Annotated in this window: 20 protein-coding genes and 1 pseudogene; 9 read left to right on the forward strand and 12 right to left on the reverse strand. The window is 34.7% G+C overall.

Features of this window, described 5'->3' with window-relative positions; all coding sequences use genetic code 11:
* Positions 1 to 113 precede the first annotated feature (113 nt).
* The 4 genes from AB6N09_RS04360 to AB6N09_RS04375 all read right to left on the reverse strand — a co-directional run bounded on the left by AB6N09_RS04360 (position 114) and on the right by AB6N09_RS04375 (position 1,888).
* Positions 114 to 380, reverse strand: a complete 267-nt coding sequence (locus AB6N09_RS04360; RefSeq protein ID WP_411131721.1) for a hypothetical protein — start codon at positions 378 to 380, stop codon at positions 114 to 116.
* A 6-nt stretch (positions 381 to 386) separates the two neighbouring features.
* Positions 387 to 971: an NB-ARC domain-containing protein gene (locus AB6N09_RS04365; protein WP_411131741.1), complete on the reverse strand. Its 585-nt coding sequence runs from the start codon at positions 969 to 971 to the stop codon at positions 387 to 389.
* Positions 968 to 1,453 carry an ankyrin repeat domain-containing protein gene (locus AB6N09_RS04370; protein ID WP_411131722.1) on the reverse strand — a complete coding sequence of 162 codons (486 nt, stop codon included), beginning with the start codon at positions 1,451 to 1,453 and terminating at the stop codon, positions 968 to 970. Before AB6N09_RS04370 ends, AB6N09_RS04365 begins: the two co-directional genes overlap by 4 nt.
* An 84-nt stretch (positions 1,454 to 1,537) precedes the next feature.
* Positions 1,538 to 1,888 (reverse strand): ankyrin repeat domain-containing protein, encoded by a 351-nt coding sequence (locus AB6N09_RS04375; protein WP_411131723.1) that lies wholly within the window; start codon positions 1,886 to 1,888, stop codon positions 1,538 to 1,540.
* Positions 1,889 to 2,539: 651 nt separating this feature from the next.
* Between AB6N09_RS04375 and AB6N09_RS04380 the strand changes: the two genes are divergently transcribed.
* The 9 genes and pseudogenes from AB6N09_RS04380 (at position 2,540) to AB6N09_RS04420 (ending at position 11,030) form a co-directional block, all read left to right on the forward strand.
* A complete protein-coding gene (locus AB6N09_RS04380) occupies positions 2,540 to 2,707 on the forward strand; it encodes a hypothetical protein (protein WP_411131724.1) in 168 nt (55 codons plus the stop codon).
* A 21-nt stretch (positions 2,708 to 2,728) separates the two neighbouring features.
* Positions 2,729 to 2,968 (forward strand): annotated as a pseudogene (locus tag AB6N09_RS04385) (ankyrin repeat domain-containing protein); the annotation flags it as partial.
* Positions 2,969 to 3,042: 74 nt separating this feature from the next.
* On the forward strand, positions 3,043 to 3,459 hold the full coding sequence (locus tag AB6N09_RS04390) for an ankyrin repeat domain-containing protein (RefSeq protein WP_411131726.1): 417 nt from the start codon (positions 3,043 to 3,045) through the stop codon (positions 3,457 to 3,459).
* The gene (locus AB6N09_RS04395) at positions 3,435 to 3,887 is read left to right on the forward strand and encodes an ankyrin repeat domain-containing protein (RefSeq protein WP_411131727.1); all 453 of its coding nucleotides are present in this window, start codon (positions 3,435 to 3,437) and stop codon (positions 3,885 to 3,887) included. The genes AB6N09_RS04390 and AB6N09_RS04395 overlap by 25 nt, the downstream gene beginning before the upstream one ends.
* 248 nt (positions 3,888 to 4,135) lie before the next feature.
* Positions 4,136 to 5,341, forward strand: coding sequence for an ankyrin repeat domain-containing protein (locus tag AB6N09_RS04400; protein WP_411131728.1), 1,206 nt, complete (start codon positions 4,136 to 4,138; stop codon positions 5,339 to 5,341).
* A gap of 132 nt (positions 5,342 to 5,473) precedes the next feature.
* Positions 5,474 to 5,797, forward strand: a complete 324-nt coding sequence (locus AB6N09_RS04405; protein WP_411131729.1) for a hypothetical protein — start codon at positions 5,474 to 5,476, stop codon at positions 5,795 to 5,797.
* Positions 5,798 to 6,610: 813 nt separating this feature from the next.
* The gene (locus AB6N09_RS04410) at positions 6,611 to 7,912 is read left to right on the forward strand and encodes a hypothetical protein (protein WP_411131730.1); all 1,302 of its coding nucleotides are present in this window, start codon (positions 6,611 to 6,613) and stop codon (positions 7,910 to 7,912) included.
* Positions 7,913 to 8,138: 226 nt separating this feature from the next.
* Complete coding sequence (locus AB6N09_RS04415; RefSeq protein ID WP_411131731.1) at positions 8,139 to 8,321, forward strand: hypothetical protein; 183 nt, start codon at positions 8,139 to 8,141, stop codon at positions 8,319 to 8,321.
* A 45-nt stretch (positions 8,322 to 8,366) separates the two neighbouring features.
* Entirely contained in the window at positions 8,367 to 11,030 is a 2,664-nt protein-coding gene (locus AB6N09_RS04420; protein WP_411131732.1) for a hypothetical protein, read from the forward strand.
* Between the two features lie 267 nt (positions 11,031 to 11,297).
* Here AB6N09_RS04420 and AB6N09_RS04425 read toward each other — a convergent pair whose 3' ends face one another.
* The 8 genes from AB6N09_RS04425 to dnaE form a co-directional block, all read right to left on the reverse strand.
* A complete protein-coding gene (locus AB6N09_RS04425) occupies positions 11,298 to 12,824 on the reverse strand; it encodes a hypothetical protein (RefSeq protein ID WP_411131733.1) in 1,527 nt (508 codons plus the stop codon).
* A gap of 691 nt (positions 12,825 to 13,515) precedes the next feature.
* Positions 13,516 to 13,731, reverse strand: a complete 216-nt coding sequence (locus AB6N09_RS04430; RefSeq protein WP_411131734.1) for a hypothetical protein — start codon at positions 13,729 to 13,731, stop codon at positions 13,516 to 13,518.
* 13 nt (positions 13,732 to 13,744) lie between these two features.
* Positions 13,745 to 14,062: a hypothetical protein gene (locus AB6N09_RS04435; protein WP_411131735.1), complete on the reverse strand. Its 318-nt coding sequence runs from the start codon at positions 14,060 to 14,062 to the stop codon at positions 13,745 to 13,747.
* A gap of 327 nt (positions 14,063 to 14,389) precedes the next feature.
* A complete protein-coding gene (locus tag AB6N09_RS04440) occupies positions 14,390 to 14,566 on the reverse strand; it encodes a hypothetical protein (protein WP_411131736.1) in 177 nt (58 codons plus the stop codon).
* Between the two features lie 505 nt (positions 14,567 to 15,071).
* Entirely contained in the window at positions 15,072 to 15,614 is a 543-nt protein-coding gene (gene rplI, locus AB6N09_RS04445) for a 50S ribosomal protein L9 (protein ID WP_411131737.1), read from the reverse strand.
* A gap of 7 nt (positions 15,615 to 15,621) precedes the next feature.
* A complete protein-coding gene (gene rpsR, locus AB6N09_RS04450; RefSeq protein WP_411131738.1) occupies positions 15,622 to 15,897 on the reverse strand; it encodes a 30S ribosomal protein S18 in 276 nt (91 codons plus the stop codon).
* Positions 15,897 to 16,679 (reverse strand): 30S ribosomal protein S6, encoded by a 783-nt coding sequence (gene rpsF / locus AB6N09_RS04455; RefSeq protein ID WP_411131739.1) that lies wholly within the window; start codon positions 16,677 to 16,679, stop codon positions 15,897 to 15,899. Before rpsF ends, rpsR begins: the two co-directional genes overlap by 1 nt.
* Positions 16,680 to 16,727: 48 nt before the next feature.
* Positions 16,728 to 20,063 (reverse strand): DNA polymerase III subunit alpha, encoded by a 3,336-nt coding sequence (dnaE, locus tag AB6N09_RS04460; protein ID WP_411131740.1) that lies wholly within the window; start codon positions 20,061 to 20,063, stop codon positions 16,728 to 16,730.
* Between the last annotated feature and the right edge of the window lie 810 nt (positions 20,064 to 20,873).

The following is a 20,873-nucleotide window of genomic DNA, read 5'->3' on the forward strand; positions in this document are numbered from 1 at the left end:
TCTCGGTCGCACACGCCCATGATAACTCTATTCCTATAGTGAGTAGGGTTATCTTTCTCTCTTATCTCTTTTATATCACGTTTTTAACTTACAATCTTTATGCTCTTCATTTATCAGAAACAAATCGTTAGATACTTTTTCATTGAAAACTCATCAACTTTATCTGCTGTTAGTTTTGAAAAGAGTTTTTCTATAGGAATTTCATTAGTAGCAAAATAAGCTGCCACTTCCAAAATATTCAATGCTTCTTGCCCGCATTCCTTTTGTTTTATATTTACAATTGTAACTTCCAAAGTTGTAAATGTCGTTTTAGTATAACGACCACTTCTAAACTCAGGACCTAACTTAAAATCAAGCAACTTTTTTTGGTGTTTTTTCATATTCTTCTAAGGCATCTCTAATCTCAAGCTTTTTTCACCCCTAAGTTTCAATTTTTCATTTCTATCTTCAATGTATAACAATACTTGACGTAGAGATAACGGATAATATTGCAGTTTTTCTACTAACTCTTTTATATTTTTATCTTGTTCGCTGCTTATTATCTTCAAGAACTCTTTGATAAACTTCGTTGCCTCTTTACTAGTAAATACATCTAATGGTAATACTTCTATATTTTCTTTCCATTCCTGGTTACGGGAGGTGATAAGGATATAAAGTTTCTCATCACCAGAAAATGAAGAAAAAGATGATGGTAAAAACTCATTGATATCCTTATAACCTTTAGCATTGTCAAAAATAAAAAGACCATTTATAACGTGAAAATATTCATATACATCATTGACGATAGATTTAATATCCCTTTCTTCTAGCTTTTTATCTCTCTTTTCTTTGACACGAATTTTTAACTCTTCAGCTAATTCTTGAAACAATTTTTTTAGGCTTTCTTGTGTTTTAGCATTTATCCATATAACATTATTATAGTGTTTGTAATATTCAATGGCATATTTTCTAGCTAGTTCATTTTTACCTATCCCACAAGACCAATAATAGAAGTAGCTGGACTACCACTTTGTAATTTATCATGTAAAGCTTTTAACTGCCTACCTCTTCCAGTAAAAAACATAATTGGTAATATCAGATTATGTGTCACTACACGTTTGTCATTTACACCTTTTTTCACAAGGCATTTTACTACATTCAACTTACCATTTTCATTAGCACAATGAAAAGGAGTCATGCCATTTTTAGCTCTGGCATTAATAAATTTATTTAATTTACTAGGGTTTACTTTTTCTAAACATTCTATCAAGTATTCTATTATATTCAAATTACCACTTGTAGCAGCATAGTGTAAAGGAGTCATATCGTAATTGTCGACAGTATTAAGATCAGCTCCATTGTCAATGAGTTCTTTAACCTTGTTAAGGTTACCTTGTCCTGCAGTATCAATTAATTCTTGATTACGAAAAAGTTTTGTCATATTGGTAAAGCCCATTTCTGTTGCAATATCCATCAGAACATCTAAAGCTGTTTTGCCTTCAGGAATTTTTATGCTGACACCTGCTTCTTCATTAATAAGGTATTTTGCTACATCGAACTAACCAACAGAAATAGCTTTATATAAAGGGGTCTTGCCAAAATTGGACTTGACGGTGAAATCAGCTTTCTTCTTGTCAATAAGGTATTGAACTATTTCTAGACGACCATTAGAAGCGGCAAAATGTAAAGGAGTCCTTCCATCATTATCCTTAATATTAAAATCAGCCTTTTTCTTGTCTACAAGATACTCAACTATATCTAAGTGACCTTTCTCAGCAATTAAGTGTAAAACAGTCCTTCCACGATCGGTGGCGGATTTAAAATTAGCAAAATCGCAATTGTAAATGAGTTCTCTTATCTTCTCAAGATTAGCATGCCTCGTAGCGTCAGCTAACTGTTGATTAAACATATACATAGTTATCCTTCTCACTATCAGTTAATATTATAACTTCTTTATTCTAAAAATGCTACTAAGATTTAGTTAATTGAAACTGCGTTCTCAAGATTGTAGGTATACCAGCTCTCTCCTACTTACCAACATTCTTCGCAACTTGAGTTCAGACTTCCCGAATTTGCTGTATACTTTCTTCTACAGGCTTATTATAAAACATTTGAAACAAAGTCTTGTGAAAGTAAACAACTGAGTAAGGAAAAGAATAGGTATAGCAGAAGTAAGCCAGATTTTGCTTTGCATGAGGAACTGTATCGAATAACTGGCGTGGATTTCACAGAAATTCCTGGACTTGATGTATTAACTGTACAAACCATTGTAAGCTCTTCTATGGAGGTCATTTTTTGCTCAACATATTAAAATTTTAAAAAATAGACCAAAAATAAAAATGTTGAATGTTTCTATTCATATAGTCTTGTATCTTGGTTCTTATTTCTGAAATGTGCTCTAAAGCGTTACCTTTTACATATTGGTTAAAGTTCATTTTACCATCTAATTAATATATTATTGGAATGTTCTGGTGACTAATTCAGTAGCTGTCAAATGCTTTATATGATATCATAGTAAGAGTTCATATAATGAGCTACGCAACAAGTTTGTTATTTTTTTATGGAACCAAACTTTTTTAGTTATAGTATTGCAAAGTATATAGTTGAGGTAAAAGTTGTGGAATACGATCAGTGGTTAGAAATATTAAGTAAAGTAAATATTAACGAAAGTAATATAATTGACAAAATAAAAGAGGAGTTAAAAGAAAAAGATTTAGATACATATTAAAAATGGGGTAACAATGGATTTGATATGAACTATATGTTCAATGATGAATGTACGTTGTTGCATATAGCTGCTTTAAATGGTTGTTTAGATATAGTCAAATACCTTATAGAACAAAAGCGTGTTGAGGTTAATCAAGCTGATAAAGAAAGTTGCACTGCTTTACATTGGGCTGCTAGAAATGGCTATAGTAAGATAGTGAATGCTTTAATAGCAAGTGAAGCAAAGGTTAAAGCATTGGATACAGATAAAAAACACCATTAAATCTGACTATTCAAAGTTATATAAAAGCATGTGAAAAGAAAGAGGAATTAATAATAGTAGGGCAAAGTGCTGATGTGGTGAATAATCAAAATCTATTGATTAATCAATTACATGAGGTAATAGAAACACTAAGAAACAAAATGTGGATAGAGGTTTATTCTACATTAGATTTGATTGCTAAACCAGACAAAAAAGAGATAATGGATATTATAAAGAGAGAGCAAGATAGAGATAATATACTGCTTGAAGCAAAAAACAATCTATGCTTAGTTGTTAAGAATGGCCATCTAGAGCTATTAGATACTTTAATAGAACGAGGAGCAAAGATTAATATAGTAGATAAAGATGATTTAACTATATTGCACTGGGCTGCTATGAATGGCCATTTAAAGGTAGTAAGTGCTCTGATGGAAGATGCAAGAGTAGATGTTAATATAGCAGAAAAATCGGGCGCACTGCATTACACTTGGCTGTTGATAAAGGCCATGTAGAGATAGTAAAGGCTTTAATGGCAAGAGCAAATGAAAAAGCAAATGTTGATAAAATAAATAATGCTGGGCTGACTTCATTACATCTGGCTATTCACAATTACATGACTGTTCCCAATTACAAAAAAGAGATGGTGGAAGTTCTAATGAGAAACAAGGCAAATTTCTACGTGAAAGATAAGTGTAATGGTATTCCATTACAGTATGCTGCTGATTCTGGCTATACAGAGATAGTGAAGGTCTTAATAGCAAACAAGGAGAATTTAAATGTAGCAGATGAAAATGAGTTACTACTAAGCTGTGCTGCTGACTATGGTCATATAGCGATAGTAAAGGTTTTGCTGGAAAACAAAACAGACGTTAATAAAATGGATAAGGAAGGGTATACCCCATTATACCGTGCTGCTAAACGTAAACATATAGATGTATAAAGACTCTACTTGAAAAAGTAGCAGATCCTTTACTGGGAAATCAAGATATTGAAACTTTAGAGTGTATAGCTAAAGTAATCAAAGATATTGAATATGAGCATCCAGAGAAAACACAACAAGAAAGGAAGCAAGTTGATGCTGAATATGAGATACTCAAACACTTGTTACTGCTACGTGGTAATTGTTCTTTAGTTGATTCTGTTGAAAAAAGTACGTTTGATAATTTAATATGGACATGGTTTTATGATATGTCTGGTTTAACAGATGACCGGAAAAAATTGAACGCAAAATTGTTAAGTCTTATTAAAGACGTTTCTAGTGTTGATAAGGATGTTGATACAGAGCTTGAAACATTCTTAAAGGATAACGCAAATAATCAAGATTTAGAAAAAGTTCTTAATCTGCAAAGAGGAGGGTCTAAATTGACGTTATTGCATGTAATATCAAGTATTGACCAGAAAGAAGAATGCGTGAAGTTACTTTTGCAAGCAAACGCTAATCCTAAATTAAAAGACTATAGAGGAAAAACGCCTTTACATTATGCTATTGATAAGAATATTATAAGCTCTCTTAGAGGAGAAGCTGAACTTAATGAGCAGGATAATGAAGGCAAAACCTCTCTAGACATTGCAATTGAGAATCATAACTATGATATTGAAGAATTACTTTTAACCGAAGAACAAAAAGTTTTGCAGGAGAGTTTGTACAAGGCTTTTGGAGACGTTAACAAATTAAAAGGTTTATTAAAGAAATATAAGAAGAATAAAAATTTCGAAAGGATTTTAAAACTTCATGATAATGAAGGAAAATTAAAAATTCTCCAATACGTTAGAAATATTCCTTGTGAAGAAACAAAAAGGTTACTGTCAGAAACAGTAGTAACTGAAAGTTCAGGTAGAGAGGAAAGTTCATTAAAATCTCGCACTCTGTGGGACAATTTAATAGCACAGCAACGGGAGAAGTTAGAAACGTTTTTAGGTAGGGTAAGTACAGCCAAAGGTATGAATGAGCTAAGACAAGTTGTAAAAGAAGCTATGGTGGATGGAGTCAGGTTGAACTTTGCTAAAAAGGGGAGTTTATATAACAAAAAGTATGAAAATAAATATGGCTTTGCAGATTATGTGATAAGACGAATTAATGAATTAAAAAGTAACTTCAAAAATAGAGAAGATATAGAAATTGCTAGTAATATAGTATGTTGCTTAGTATCAAAAGGAGCAGTGTTACACAATATATATAGTAAGTTTGTAATTGATGAACTGGAAGAGTTTGCAGGCCACAAAGATAATATGAAAAATGCATCTATATGCTATAGTAATCAAGATAAAAAGTTTATGGAAGTTGCCAAAGGTGCAACAAGTGGTAAGGTAAAAGATGCAAAAATGGATAACTCTATTCTCTACTTGGAGTATTCAGAGAACAGTAGAGTACAAGTAGCAAAAATAACAGATTGAGGGAGAAAGTTAGGGATTACTCAAGGAGAAGCAGGATATGGAAGGAATATAATAAAAATTGACAAAAGCGAAGTAGAAATTATAACGGAAAATGGTAAGAGGAATTATACTAACCTTGAAGGTAGTAGTGGTATGGCAATAATTTTTCCTACTAGTCTAGGGGAATTACAAGTAAACTTATACCCTCAAGATGAAAATAAGATAAGAGTAGAAGTAATAGATAAAAAGAAGTGGGAAGATTTAAAAAGTGAGAAAGAAGGAATAGGAAAGGATTGCTTTTTTGGTGGTCGTTCAGTGTATGAAACTATTGAACAAGGATGTTTTGAAAGGCATGGAAAAATGCCTCCACTTTCTGAACAAATTATCTCACCTAATCAACAAAAAGTGCCTAGTTGGTGTGAAATGGAACAGCAAAGAAGATCCGGAGTCCAGAGATCAGGCCTTGATATATGGTAAAAGGTCAGAATGGGAAAATATTCAACGTCTGTAACACTTCTAAGTTGTTTGTATTAAGATATTAATCAATATACCAATATTTAGCAACAAAAACCAAGGGTTGTGAGAAGAAGTTTATTTAGAATAGGTTGATATATGGCAGTAGTGCTTTCCAAACGAGGCAAATACGAAGAGGCTTTGCACTGAGATACTTGATGTTCAAAGAGTAATTTTAGGTCCAAACCACCAAGACACTTCAGTAACTCAGAATAATGTGGCAGTAGTGCTTCAAAACCTGGGTGAACGTTAAGAAGCTGCAGAATTTTAACCACGGTAGTAAAATTGGTTGCTTGTGCTACTTTATCTTTTCTTGAATGAATTCATATTAATTCAGTAGTACTTATTACTAAAGACTTAAACAACACCGCCATTGTTCAAGCCATAAAATAACGAGTCAATTGGTAAATTTTTCGTTAAAGATGTCAGCACAAAGCCGCTCTTGGCAAGGTTTTGCAAGTGGGTTTTGCAGCAAGTAAAAATGTGTTTGCATAATATTCCATAGCAGGCTATAATAGATACAATATCAAGTACTTAACATAGAAAAAGGAAAAGCTATAGCTGTGGAAAAATCAATGCTCACAAGGATAAACTTAAGGAAACTGGCATTAAAACAGGTTGAAAATCTCAAGATAAATAGAGAAGATATTATTGAAAGGTTGTATAGTATATGGTATAATATGGATAATATAAAAGTTTATTTACAACATTACGATTAAGACTTATTAGATATTTGGTACTGTAGAGTTGAACTAATAAAATGTTGAAGGAGCAAAAATGGTGAGGGATTTTCCAAAAAATAGCGATAGCTCAATCTACAAGGCACGTATCAGAGAAGCAGACTTAGCCTCACAGGCGAAGTTGCAAGAAATCCAAGGAGCTGCAGACGAGCTTGCTAGACAGGCAATTATTGATAAGTTAAGACAAGCAGAGGTCGAGCACGAGAAACTTAAACTCAAGCTTGAGCAGGAAGCTTCTGGCAGAGTCGAGGACATCTTATCCCGTGTCGAAAGTGCTGTGGAAAATGAAAATAATTTTACAAGTGGCATAGATGGTTTTCTGGTGAAGCTTTTTAAATTTTTCAACTTCATGGATAGCGAGCTTGGAGTAGAGACGGATCCGCAAGTCTACAGGGTGATAAAAAGATGCGAAGAGGAAGAGAAGGAAGCGTGGGTTGCTACAGTTATAAAGTTTTTACGGGATAAATTTAATAAGCTAATCAAGGCAATCTTCTCTCGCGATTTGAGTTTCCAGCAAAAGATCGATCAGGAGATAGAAAGACTTTTTAAGAGATTGTTTGATGATAATCTCTTCCAGGAAGAGGAGGTGGCAATATTGGGGCGTCTTGAGGCTCTTCGTAATTTGAAATTAAAGCTTCAAATTTTTACAGTTTGTGCAGTTATTGCGATGTTTGCTGAGATCTTTTCAGTTGAGCTGACAGCTTCAGTGGAAACAACCAAAGAAGAAGGTAAAGAAAAATCATCAGCGAAAGAAAAAGAAGCAGCTGAAGAAGTTCATGAAAACCTAGAAATAAAAGTAGATCCAAAAGAAAAGCCTACCGTTCCAGTCTCTCTCTTTGATTTTTCATCTGGTGTTGCGAAGCCAATCACTCTATCTAAACCAGAGCTTCATCTTTTGCCAAATCCCCTGAAAGATATATTGCCTCCTGTGCCCAAAGATGATATGAATAAGGGAAGTAGTGGGGGACTAAAACCAGAAGTAGAAAGAAAACAAGAGAACGAAAATAAAAAACCAACACAGCCAGCGCAAGAACCGAAGGGAGCTGCGCCTCCACCTGCTCCTAAGCAACCTGCAAAGAATACGATGGGGCAGAAGCAAAGGAAGGATTCTCAAGAATGCAGTAATCATAAGAAAATGAATAAAAATCCTAATGCTTACAAAGAATCTGTCACTGATTGCGGGTTTAATTTTTCCAGCATGGATACCTGGAAAGGTGCTGATTATGAACATAAGCAAAGTTCTGTAAATAATACTCAAGAGAATCCTAGAACAAAATTTACTGATGTATCGGGAAAACCTGTAAGAGGAAAGAATAGCAAAGCACCTAGAATTTTTTGATAAGCTAGGTTCTAATGTTGAGTACTTTGACAGCATTCTAGGGTTGTTTGAGGTAGTTAATAAAACAAGGGGTTTTGGATTTTTTATGTCTCCTAGCGCATGACGCTGGAATATAGGAATATAAAAAAGGCGAATAAAGTTTTTCGAAAAAAATATAAAAAAAATGTTTGCACTAATAATTTATTTGTAGCATACTGATTACATAATATTTTTACTAGAGGTTAATATGAATAATTATAAAGAAAAAAGAGAACAGTGGAAACGTGAGAATACAAATCCAGGGGGTGGAATATTTCAGCAAGTTAAAGGAACAAGATATGATGATCATAGTCACAAAGCAAAGGAAATACAAGAAAGAAAACGTCAGTCTGAGCAGAGAAATAATTCTGGCAGTTCTATGAGTAGGTAGTGGTAGAAAAAAATAGTTATTGTAATTTAAAAATATGGGGGGTGTATGCTTTACACAAGAGAAACAGTAGAAGCATTAATTAGGGCTTTTAATGTGAATAATCGCTTTTCTGATACAATTGAAACTAATTTTATACTGCAAAGCCATGGTGAGAAGGATTATCTCGTAGTCTTATTTGATAAAGATATGGATCGTTACCAGTGTGACAGGTATCTGGACAGTATAAAGAGGAAGATAATAGGCGATTTCTACCAAATTGAAGAAGATAATGATAAAGAAATATTAGATACAGCTAAGCTAATCTTTGATATTAAGTCTTTTCCGTTCAACATAAGTAAAGGAAAGTTATTGAGAGATAAACAGCATAGGTTTAAATTTTCAATACGTGTAGATAAGGGTGTAGTTTTTAATTTAAAGTCTCACTTAGCTTCTTCGATTAAAAAGGATGTTTTAGAAGATATGTCAATTTGTAGCGTATTCACTAATGCATTTAACAAGAAAGAATATCTGTGGCACGGTAAATTTGGTAATAAAGAATTATGTGAGCAATTTAAAGATATGTTTTTATCGAGGTATCCTAATAAACTTTTGAAGGTTAAAAGTAGTGATGTGTATATCAGGAACATTTTTGATGATGTTTGTCTCATTGACAGTATAACACAACGTAATACGTTGTTTATAGGCCGTAGTCTTCAGGCTAGTAGCAAAGATCGTAGTGATGTAAAAGCATTTAAAGATTTGATAATAGAGTTTATTAATCAGTCAACAGGGCTAATAGTAATTGGCTTTATGTGTGCTCCCCCTTTGAAAGGAAAAGGAGCATCAATTCTTATACCTGTTATATTAGATAGTGAAGGGCCTAGGGCATTAACAAACGAAGAGGCTTTAAGGATAAATGATGTATTTTATGGTATTGCGTTTAGTGATGTTGATGGTAAGACTAATGCAGAATTATCAGTGAATGGAAGCAGTGGAATATATGGAATAGATTTTTATAATCGACAAGTTTCCTACTGTGTGGTAACTAAAATCATAGAAAGCTCTGTAATTAATAAAGATCATAGATTAACGATTGACCCTAAACTTTTTGTGCGGTCATTGTCGCGATCACCATCGACTGAAATGTTAGGTGCAGAATTGGAGTCTCCTAGGCAAGGCTCGGGACAAGGAGCAAAAAAAGAAACAGAAGTGTTTTCCTTCCTGCACCACAATGTAAATTCGAGCCATCAATCACCACAACAATCCTTAAGCGCTGCTGCGGTAGGTGCTGATGAAAGTAGCCGTAGTGGTGAGTGTTCTAAAGCAAAATCCGAAGAGGATAGAGTCAGTAGTAAATCTGAGAGTAAATCTCCGAAGAAGCATGGAGGTGGTTGGTTCCGTAAAAAAGGGTCAAAAAGTAATTCGTCTTCAGGCAGTAACACTCCATCAGAACCGCTGGAACCTATTGTGCCAAGTACTGATGATAGAGCTGAGGGTGAATCTTCGAAGAAGAAACAAAATCTCTTCCAGATGAAATGGTGTAGATTTTTTGGAGATAGTAATGAGTTTTCAGAAGAGGGTTCTCCTGTGTATTCTCTAAGTAATGATAACATTGGTTGGTCAGCAGAAACACCTGCACCTTTTGAACGAAATGACAAAGTACGTTGCTCCATGATCTCAAGTATAAGTGATCCTGCAGGTCATACAAATAAAAAATCACTTCATTTCAGGCGATCTTCAATACCAGATGAAGGTCTAGAGGCTGACAAATTGCTAGGTTCTGCATCAATTAAAAATGAGTTTAGTAGATTACTGCAAAGCAAGTCAGGCCCTAGTTCTATGGATACAAGTGGTTATGATTCAATGTCTTCTTCACTAGAATCGGTTGATAGTGATAACGATCCTACATTAAGCAACACATTAGGTAGAACTATATCAGGATTTCTACCGCAATTGAAACTTAAAGATGGTTTGGTTTATGTTCCTAAACTCAAGCAAAAGGATGCTGTTAAAGCGAAAAAGCAAATCTTGGAATATTTTATACGTTATTTAGTCTTTATGGATGATAAGGAATCGGAAAGAACAGAAATGTTAAGGCTTCTTTCTACTCCCGAAGGGATTGAAAAGCTATACTCAGTTTTTTTTTCTTCATACAAAAGAGAACAGTTATGTTCAAAATTACTCCTTTCTTCTGATAATGGTAAGCATCTGGTGGAGTTCGTTTGGAGTGCACTACATTACATATATGTGAAAAGACTTTATCTGGATAGCGTGGTTGGAGCCTTTGATCAATCACGACATCCAGGTAAGTTTGATGGATTTTCTGGTAAGTCTTCAAAAAAGGGTTCTCCTGATACTAGCGGTGGGATAAAAAAACAATCACCGTTTGTTCCATGTTCACAGACAGAATTAACAGGACCTTCGAGTTCTTCTGCTACGCAATATACTGGAGCTAGGAAGAAGGTAAATAATGAATCTGACATTTGTCCAACAAATCCATTGGCTGTTCTTGGTACAGCGGCATTTGTCCCTGTTTCTGTCTTACATGTAAAGAGTAACATAGATGAATTAGAGAAAAATTTCTTGACAACTATAGAAGTGGCTAAAGAGGAGAAGTTCGGTAGTTCTGAGCCCGAGCATGTGCACCAGTGGCTAGATAAAGAAAGACGTAGATGTTCTACAAAACAAGCTAAAGAGGAAGAATCTATCTCTAGCTGGGTCTGGAGATAGTTTAGATTTATTGATTTGACCTAACTTGCTACTATAACCACTCAATCAGGGTTGGGGTTAAGATCCCTGACTCTGAAAGGGTTGGGTTTCCTTGTCCGATGCAAATATTGCACTAGGCTTGATCATCGTGGCGGGTTTCTGTGGGCATTAAAACTTCATATTCAAAGCCGTTTAGCCATATCTGTTCAATACTGCCTGAGCCGTCTGCTGGTCATTTATAGTCCTGTATATATTATAGTTGATTCTTTAAAAGGTTAAACTAATAACTTAACCTCTGTGCATTGTTTTCTGTGGCAAATAAACTTGCTTAAGAGCAGATGAAACATCCTCAGTTGTCTCCACACCATCATTTCTCTCAATACTTTTACATATAACTTTTGAAACACTTTCTCCTTCTAAAAGACAGTTTTTTCCTACACTTGATTTATCTTTTAACTTATTAAACTTTGATTTATTTTCATCGTCAATCTTCACCTCTATTTTTTTATTACCTTCCTTACTTGGACATAGATGAATACTAATCTCCCCTACTTCAGTAGTAAAAGACATTTCAATATCACAATGTGTGACATATGTATAATTTCTTTTTCCATCTTCGTTTTTTTCAACTCTTACTACATTTTCCCCGATTTGAAGTATGCTAACTTTTAAATTAAAACCTTTAGCTTTTTCATTATTTAAAATTTTTGCAGGCTCAATAGTGCTGCCCTGTGGATATTTCACATAAAAATATCCGTTATCCACCTCTACTTTTAAATCATGCTTTCGCTCACTTTTGTTTACAATACTTTCACGCGCTGTATCTTCTAGACCTTTTTTAATTTCCTTACATCTCTTAAAGAGATTGCTAACAAAATCGTTATCACAAGTTACATGTCCTAGTTCACCACCATCGAAAAGACCTTTTTCTACTTTTCCACCTTTTAATAATAAATTGCTAATGATACTTCTCATGCTGTTTTCACTGTTGTCTGATAACACTTCTCTATCATCAACATAAGAAATATCCTGCCAACTAAGTTGATGCGCTCTACTACTAGGACACAGACCTTTATTGTTAGTAATATCTATCATTTCTTCAAATATTAAATTTGTTACAGTTTGACCACGATCACCATAACAAGAATTCAGCCTTATCCCTCTCCCTAAGTATTTTTCTGTTATTTGTTTGAGACATCTTAAAGCACTTTCTCGGTCACTTTCTTTTTCTACATTCTTCATATCCCTACAGAATTCATCAATCAACTTTTTTTCTTCTTCAGTCAATAGTATTCCTAGCTCCATCAAAAGTGAGCCTTTTAGAAAAGGGTAATCACTTGAACTACTGTTTGAATCCTCGTCTTCATCATCAGAGCCATATCCTCTATCATCAGAAGGTGCCTGACAATTATTGGTGAAACTGTGCTCCTTATCGAAATAATGTTGTTCAGAATGATTGCTGATTCTCTCTTCATCTTTATAAGAATTTTCTTTTGTGTCACAATTGCTTGCTCCAATAGAAGCTGTTTTGTCATCATCTTTATAAGAATTACCTGAATTATATCCCTGATCCTCTTCTGACCCTGGACCACTGCAAAAAGGCTGAATAGCTTGAAAGCACTCATCTTCAGTAATATATTCCAATGGGGTATTTCCACTCTGATCTAGCATATTTGGATTAGCTCCTGCTTTTAGAAGAGAAATTATGTATTTAATACAACTGAGGTAATCTAATAAATTTCTATCGATTGATAACCAACTTAAAATGTTAATTAATCTTTCATCTAAATTTTCATCTGGTAACCCACTATGCATGTTGTACGACTCTACTCACTAATTCTTCAATGTTACCACAATACGCAGCAATAAAAAACACTTTTTTTCTTCTTAAGTACTACTAAACTGTCAAAAGTCTCAAAAAGATTAAGTTAGAATGAGAGTGGAAAAGGTCTGTTGTGTAGTTGGTCTTAGAAGTCAGTTAGCAAGAGTAACTAGGTTTTGTTTTCAACTTTCTTGCTGTAAATTTTTGCAGGACTTAAAAGCCAATATTCTTAATACACACTGACATAAAAATCAGTGAAGAGGGCTCTACTAAATAGTTAACTCTTTTGAATCGGAAAAGGGTTTAATATCAAGTTGTTCTGTTTTTCTATTTCTTCGAGTTTGGTATTGGGCTTTAGTACACCATACAACGCAAAATTTATACACACTAATCCAATAATTCCGCCAATTACCGCTATGATAGGCATTTTTAAGACATAAGATGCAACACTCATTACTAATAATGCCGTACCAACACTACCAACTATGATTTTTTGGTGCGTTGCTTTTTTTAATGGTCATTCTTTTTTATTTACAGCGCTTTCTTTTTCAGATTTACTATAAGAGCATAATTGTGTTTGATCTTCTGTCCTAATTTCTATAGGAGATTCGCTGAGCTCTTGCGTAATAGTCTCCGTTGAATTGAGGGCTTCTTTCCTATTCTCGTATATTGGTTAGTGTTTTTCTATATTATCGGATTTTTACTACCCTTATTGATATCTTTACACAATTTAGCATCAGTTGATATAGCCCCGGTATTATTGATTTCAGTGGTAGCATCTTGATGTTCTATAGCTGTTGTATTTGGGTCCAAAAACTTTTCACTGTTTTCAGCTATAGTAGCTTTAATATTAGTAGCAGTCCCTGTTACAACAATGAGAGATAGGATTTGCTGTTCCATATTTGCTTTTATGCTAAGGATATTTTCTGAAAGCTTTTGTTTTTTTTGCTTCCTGCAAGCTATTATTTATAGCTTGATTATTTTTATACAACTTTGCATGATCTAGTAGCGTAAACGTTTCACCTCTATAAGTTATTTTCGCCACAAGAATTTTCTTTGCATTGTAATGAGATTTTCGTAATACTCCATTTTTGAACTTTTCAGCAATACCTTTTCCCTCCTCTATTTTTCTTGCCAACTTAAGAATTTTCTCTTGATTCTTGTTTTTTAACTCACCATATGATGATTCATAAGTTATGTCTTTTTCATTAGTGTTTCTTAATGCTTTCATATAATGTTTCTCCTATAATAGTTATTTAGTAAAAAAATTAAATCTTGTGAGACCTATGAATATTTTTAGGAATATAAAAATTCTTCCGATTCTTTTGATTGAGGAACTCACGATGCAGTTCTGAAATAAGCAGTGAGTTTTTAGATTTATGAAAATATTTACAACTTTTACAATAAAAACAGTTGAAGGATTGGACCGATTATTCTTACGCTGATAAGACCAGAAAATAAGTTTTTGAGGCTTTTCGTACAGCTTCCAGGTACTAACTTCAACCTTTTCAATTTGCCTTCGAACGCAGAAACGCCCTAGAAATCACGCTTTTGAACTCTATATTACTTTTGGTAACATTGTCGTAGGCTTTTTTAACTTATCAATAATTGACTGTCTGGCAAGCTCGTCTGTAGCTACTTGGATTTCTTGGAGCTTCTGATTTGCGGCTAAATCTTGCTCTCTAATCTGAGCTTTGAAGAGTGCGTTTTCGTCGTTTGAAAAATTATCAGCCATATCTTTGCCTACCATAATTAAAGCATATAGTTCAATTTTACAGTACCAAATATTTAATAAGTCTTAACCGTAAAGGTGTTAATAAGCTCCCATAAAGTTTTATGTTATATGTATTATAACATAAACCGTACAACTTTTCAATAATATCTTCTCTATTTATTCTGAGGCTTTCACCCTGTTTTAACGCCTGTCTCTTTAAATTTATCCTTGTGAGCATTGATTTTTCCCCAGCTATAGCTTTTCCTTTTTCTGTGTTAAGTACTTGATATTGTATCTATTATAGCCTGCTATGGAATATTATGCAAACACATTTTTGCTTGCTGCGGAGCCTACCCGCAAAACCTTGCCCAGAGCGGCTTTTGGCCGACACTTTTAACGAAAAATTTACTAAAGGTATGTTAGTGAATTAGTAATGGTTCACTCGAGAAAAGATAAAGCAGTGCAAACAACTTCAAGTGTCAGCTACTTGGATGACATCTTAGAGATCGTAATGACGAGAAAGTGGTCACTTATCGTTTATATCTTCTTGATCTGCAGTCTGACTCTCTTGTTGCTGTGACTTTTGGCTTTGTAATTTTACCTGTCTTAACTCATGCGCATCTGTTTCTGATCTTACAACATGAACAGTGATTGGTACCACTACTTCGCTGTGAAGTTCTATATCCACTTGATACTCACCTAAGTTTCTTATTTTTATTCCATTAAAGGATATTTTACGGTGATCAATTTCACACTCCTGCAACAAAGATTTCGCAATTTCTCTTGTTGTTACAGAACCAAAAATTTTGCCATCCTCGGAAGCTTGCTTTACCAACACCACAAACTTACCAGTAAGAGACGCTGCTAGCTCCTTTGTCAAATTCAATTTTCTTATATTCTCTTCTTCTAAAAAGGAACGTTGCTCCTCCAGTTTTGCTATACTCTCCTTAGTAGCTTTAACCGCCTTCTTTTGTGGAAAAAGAAAATTGCGTGCATAGCCAGGTTTTACCTTCACAATTTCGCCTAACTTACCAAGAGTTCTTACATTTTCCTTTAAAATTACTAACATAAATTACCTAAACTTTTTTAGTACAGTAAGGAATACGAGATAAAAAACGTGCCCTTATGATTTCTAAGCGCAGTTTCCTATGTTTTTTTGCACACACACCTGTTAATCTTCTAGGTAATATTCTACCATAGTCAGAGATATATTTAGATAATAAATCTGTATTTTTATAATCTATTTCTTCATCTCCCAGCGCAGCAAGAGGACAAACTTTAGAATGCCTAAACCCAGTCCTGTTATTTACAGATACATAAGAATCATTAAAATTACTTCGTTTTCTTGTCATTATGCGCTTTGCTCCTCAACTTCTTTATTCATCATATGAGGTTTACCTTCAAAAAATTTATTAACCCGAACAGACAGGTGGCGAATGATATTTTCATTAAGCTTTATCCTACGCACAAATTCATCCATAATACTTGAAGTAGAACTTATGCACATTATACAATAATGACCACTCTTCATCTTATTTATCGGATACGCGAAGTCTAATAGACCCCAATATTCATACTTTATCAATCCTGAAGCTTCAATATTGCCTAAAAGCGCCTCTAATGCTTTACTCAATTGATTGGAACCTGTGATTCCAGAACCTTGTAAAACCTCCTGAAAAAGCTTTATTAGATGCTCTGAAATATTTTCCTTTAAAGTATTTATTGTATTGCGAATAAATGCGCTTTTAGCAATTTGCTTACCACCCTCTGGAAGTTTTATAAAATCTTGTGTTATTCCTAAACCTTTTAGACTACCCTTCAATTCCTTATCAATTTTTGATTTTACTTCTTTCAAGTTTGAAAGATCTTTTTCTAACTCGATCCATAGAATTTTTGCAAAACCTTCCAAAAAATTAGAATAATCAACTAAACTTTCTTGAATGTTTTTAGCACGCACCTCTGACTCCTGTTTCGCAAGCTTGTCATTTGCTTCTTTGAGGATGCCCTTGATTTGTTGAAGCATAATATCTGCTTTAATGTTCTTCAACAAAACACCTAGCTCTTGGACCATTTCTTCTACTTCTTGCTGTAATAAGCCCTGTTGTGCTATAAAAGTAAATTCATAAAGATTCACTATGCTTTCCTTTAATACCGATTAAATATTTCATTATATAAAGCTTTTTTATATAAGCAAGCTATTTGTATCAATTTCTATGCCTTTAATCCAACTTAGATTGGATATCTCACAAACAGCTTGAGGGGTGATTGAATATACACCTGGTAACAAGATACTCACTTTATGCTTTTCAAGCAGAAGTTCCAGCATGATTTTGGTTCTGCCTCCATCTTTCAGTACCGAACTTAATTCCATAGCAGCTGTTTGTGAATTTGCACACCCAGTTAACACTAACCTCTTCATTACAGAAGTGATCCTTTCCGTAAATTCAGATATATCCTTTCCTGTTAGTCTTGTCGTATTTTCCGAAGCTTCAAGATCAATTATCACAAACGTTCCGGGCGAAAATAAGTTTCTTTTTTCCTCTATTATTTCGTTATTATAGAATGCTATTTCAGAAACATTATGGGGATCAGAAAGCGTGAGTATAACAAATCTTCCGCGCTCCGAAGTTCTCATACGTGCATTTAATATTACGCCAGCAGTTTTTATTGTCTTACTCTCCCCGATAAATCCAATATTTAATTTTCTCAAAAGGACCCTAAATTTCTCAAGTGGGTGATTAGTTAAGTAAAATCCAAGCGAAAATAACTCATGTTCTAATTTTTCTTCTTCATTGAAGTCTTCTACATCTTCAAGTTTTGGCTTGATGACATCAAGATTGCCAAACAAAACAGCTTGATTCGATTCCTTATCCTGCCTATTTTTATTTACAAAGTAAATCAATGTGTCTATTGACTCGTATAGCTGCTTTCTCTTTTGATGCACACTATCACATGCTCCAGACTTAATTAGGCTTTCTAATGCTCTTTTATTTATTATATGCCCCGAATTTTGAATGAATTCCCATATGTCCTTATAAGCGCTTGAACGTGTGTTCACTACTCCTTCTGCTATAGAAAAACCAACATTACGCAAAGCAGCAATGCCGTAGCGTATGTGTTCACCCTCTATTGAAAATTCAGCTTTAGATTTGTTTATATCAGGTGAAAGAACAGAAACTCCACTGAACTTTGCAGCATGATAAAACAGATTTAGTTTGTCTCTGTCATTGATATTCAGATTCATCAAGGCTGTGAAAAATTCCAACGGATAGTTAGCCTTAAGGTAAGCCGTTTGGTAAGATATCACTGCATATGCGGCTGCGTGAGATTTATTAAACCCATAACCAGCAAATTTTGCAACAAGGTCAAAAATATAACTTGCCCTATCATAATCAACACCATTTTTTGTTGCTCCTTGGATGAAAAGTTCGCGTTGTTTATCCATCTCTTCTTTGATTTTCTTACCCATAGCACGTCTCAGTAGATCTGCTTCAGCTAAGCTATATCCAGAGAGAATACGCGCTATTTCCATCACCTGCTCTTGGTAGATTATTACTCCAAATGTTTCTTTTAATACCTCTTCAAGTAGTGGATGAATATAATCTGGCTTTTCAAGTTCGTGCTTTCTTGCAACATAAGTTGGAATGTTATCCATGGGCCCTGGACGGTAAAGAGAAATCAAAGCAATGATATCTTCAATACAGTCTGGTTTTAGTTTGATTAAAGCTTCTCTCATTCCCGAACTTTCAAGCTGGAACACTCCAATTGAATCACCTCTTGAGAGCATTTCATAGGTTCTCTGATCATTCAAAGGAACCGAAGAAATATCAATTTTTCTTTCATTACGATTAATTAAGCGACAAACATGATCTATCAGCGTCAGCGTACCAAGTCCGAGAAAGTCAAACTTTATTAGTCCAGCTTTCTCCACATACTTCATGCTGTATTGAGTAATTGGCAGAGCCGAATTTGGATCATAATAAACAGGAACAAAATTTTCTAACTTTTGATCGCATATCACAATTCCAGCCGCATGAGTTGAAACATGACGATATATTCCCTCAAGCTTAAGAGAGATATCAAGGAGTTTTGCAATTACTTCATCGCTATCCCTTTCTTTCTGCAGATTTTGGTCAAGCTCTATCGCTTGTGATAAAGTTACAGGGTTTACCGGGTTAAACGGAACCATCTTAGATATTTTATCCACCTGGGCGTAAGGCATCTGCAATACCCTTCCAACGTCGCGCAGTACAGCTCTTGCCTGTAATTTTCCAAAAGTAATTATTTGAGCAACATAACCATACTTCTTCCGAACATAGTCAATAACTAAATCTCTCTTTTCCTGGCAAAAATCGATGTCAAAGTCAGGCATTGATATACGATCAGGATTTAAAAATCTTTCAAAGATCAGACCAAATTTTATCGGATCAAGATCCGTAATTTGCAACGCCCAAGCAACAATTGATCCAGCACCAGAACCTCTTCCTGGACCAACTGGAATGCCATTTGCTTTGCTCCAACGAATGAAATCAGAAACTATCAAAAAGTAGCCAGCGTAGTTCATTGAAGTTATTACGCTTAGTTCGTAATTTAACCGATCGTGGTATTGCTTAAGGTTTATGTTCGTTTCATTTGAAATACGAAGCTCCAACCCCGCAATTGCATGTTCCTTCAGTTCTTCATTCTCAGTTTTATTCTCTCGACAAGGAAATTTAGGCAAAATAGGCTGCCTACTTCTTGGCATATAAGAGCACCGTCTGGCTACTACTGAGGTATTATGAATCGCTTCAGGGATATCGCTAAATAGCTCCTCCATTTCCGCCACAGATTTGAAATAGTGCTCAGTAGTTAGCTTCTTTCTGTTATTCTCAAGAGCATAACTTCCTTCTGATATGCACGTTAATATATCATAAGCCTCATAGTCAGACCTGTTGGGGAAAAATACATCATTCGTTGCAACCAGCGGTATATCGTGCTGGTAAGCAAAGTCTATTAAGGTTTCTTCGAGCTCCAACTCTTTACTAAGCCCATGACGCTGCAATTCAACATATAAATGACCATTGAATGCTGAGAGTAGTCTTTTTATCGTTTCTTTATCTCGCTTCAACAACAGTTGAGCCAATATGCCGTCATATCCGCCGTTTAAGGCGATTAGGCCTGAATTTAAATTTAATAGCTCATCAAAATCAACGTAAGGAATGTCGTTGCTATTTTTGCGCTTTCTAAAGGACTCACTAACCAAAGTGACCAAACTAGCGTACCCTCGCTCGTTTTTTGCAAGTAATAATATGGGTAGATTTTGTTCTGAGTGTCGAACTATAATATTGCATCCTATTATTGGCTGTACTCCTCTACTTGCCGTATATTCTGCAAATTCGAGTGAGCCAAATAAGTTACCTGAATCAGTTATCGCAACTGCTGGCATTTTATTCCGCAAACAAAGGCTACTCAGCTCCTCAATTTTGACCGAACTCTCAAGCAGTGAATAAAAACTGTGAACACGCAAGTGTATGAACATAAAAAACTTCAGACCAGTAATAAAAGAATAGCATTAATTTACTCATGAGGAACAAAAACTTGTTCAAGAGTTCCGGCATAAAAAACTACTTGACAACCTTCGCCGTTACCCTCAATATAGTATTGGAGCTATTCATTTAGCTTCAATCTGTGCAGATTAAACGACAAAAAACTTAGCATATTTGGCATCTCATGTTTAATTTTTCGCACTATGTGCACTGCATGTCTTTTTAAAACTTCTGTTTTTTTACCTATACAAGCTCAAATGCGCTTATAAGTTGTTTAAGACATCAAAAACGCCAATGTTATAAGATAGGTAGTAAATAACTAGCTACCACGGGGTTTCTTTTGCCTTTTTTTCTGCTTAGTGAATTTCTTAAATATTTATTACTAAAGTAGTATCCTAGATCCCAGCGTCGCGCGCTGGGATGACGGGAAAAGTGCGCTTAGATGATACCAATAACTTTGTAATTCCAGCGTCAAGCGCTGGAATCTAGGAAAGTTTGCTTGCTCACAAGCAAACTAATTTTGTGAACATAGAAAGTAGCTAATCTCAATTTAAAACACACCATTTAATCATTATGGAAAGACTGGATCCCAGTGTCAGAGCACTGGGATGACGAGAAGAGAGCACTGGGATGAGTGTGCGGTAGAAGCGGTAAGCTGAAGCTGCACAATAGATGAGTCTCGGAGCTGGTTTACAAGAGCAGGTTTCAAACAACCATAAGCTGCTTTGGTAAAGAGCCAAGGTAGTGAGCGTTATGGAAAAGGTGCAATTATGCGTCATGTGTGAAATAGAGAGGCGAATGAA

Source organism: Wolbachia endosymbiont of Tettigetta isshikii, assembly GCF_041154185.1.
In the GTDB taxonomy this organism is placed as follows: Bacteria; Pseudomonadota; Alphaproteobacteria; order Rickettsiales; family Anaplasmataceae; genus Wolbachia.

Bases quoted from the DNA above. Each gene is read 5' to 3' on its own strand.
- rplI (WP_411131737.1), bottom strand. From the start codon at position 15,614: ATGTTAGTAATTTTAAAGGAAAATGTAAGAACTCTTGGTAAGTTAGGC.
- AB6N09_RS04435 (WP_411131735.1), bottom strand. From the start codon at position 14,062: ATGAAAGCATTAAGAAACACTAATGAAAAAGACATAACTTATGAATCA.
- AB6N09_RS04375 (WP_411131723.1), bottom strand. From the start codon at position 1,888: ATGTTTAATCAACAGTTAGCTGACGCTACGAGGCATGCTAATCTTGAG.
- AB6N09_RS04360 (WP_411131721.1), bottom strand. From the start codon at position 380: ATGAAAAAACACCAAAAAAAGTTGCTTGATTTTAAGTTAGGTCCTGAG.
- rpsR (WP_411131738.1), bottom strand. From the start codon at position 15,897: ATGACAAGAAAACGAAGTAATTTTAATGATTCTTATGTATCTGTAAAT.
- AB6N09_RS04440 (WP_411131736.1), bottom strand. From the start codon at position 14,566: ATGGCTGATAATTTTTCAAACGACGAAAACGCACTCTTCAAAGCTCAG.
- AB6N09_RS04415 (WP_411131731.1), top strand. From the start codon at position 8,139: ATGAATAATTATAAAGAAAAAAGAGAACAGTGGAAACGTGAGAATACA.
- AB6N09_RS04405 (WP_411131729.1), top strand. From the start codon at position 5,474: ATGGCAATAATTTTTCCTACTAGTCTAGGGGAATTACAAGTAAACTTA.
- dnaE (WP_411131740.1), bottom strand. From the start codon at position 20,063: ATGTTCATACACTTGCGTGTTCACAGTTTTTATTCACTGCTTGAGAGT.
- AB6N09_RS04410 (WP_411131730.1), top strand. From the start codon at position 6,611: ATGGTGAGGGATTTTCCAAAAAATAGCGATAGCTCAATCTACAAGGCA.
- AB6N09_RS04380 (WP_411131724.1), top strand. From the start codon at position 2,540: ATGGAACCAAACTTTTTTAGTTATAGTATTGCAAAGTATATAGTTGAG.
- AB6N09_RS04425 (WP_411131733.1), bottom strand. From the start codon at position 12,824: ATGCATAGTGGGTTACCAGATGAAAATTTAGATGAAAGATTAATTAAC.
- AB6N09_RS04420 (WP_411131732.1), top strand. From the start codon at position 8,367: ATGCTTTACACAAGAGAAACAGTAGAAGCATTAATTAGGGCTTTTAAT.
- AB6N09_RS04400 (WP_411131728.1), top strand. From the start codon at position 4,136: ATGTCTGGTTTAACAGATGACCGGAAAAAATTGAACGCAAAATTGTTA.
- AB6N09_RS04370 (WP_411131722.1), bottom strand. From the start codon at position 1,453: ATGGATATTGCAACAGAAATGGGCTTTACCAATATGACAAAACTTTTT.
- AB6N09_RS04430 (WP_411131734.1), bottom strand. From the start codon at position 13,731: ATGGAACAGCAAATCCTATCTCTCATTGTTGTAACAGGGACTGCTACT.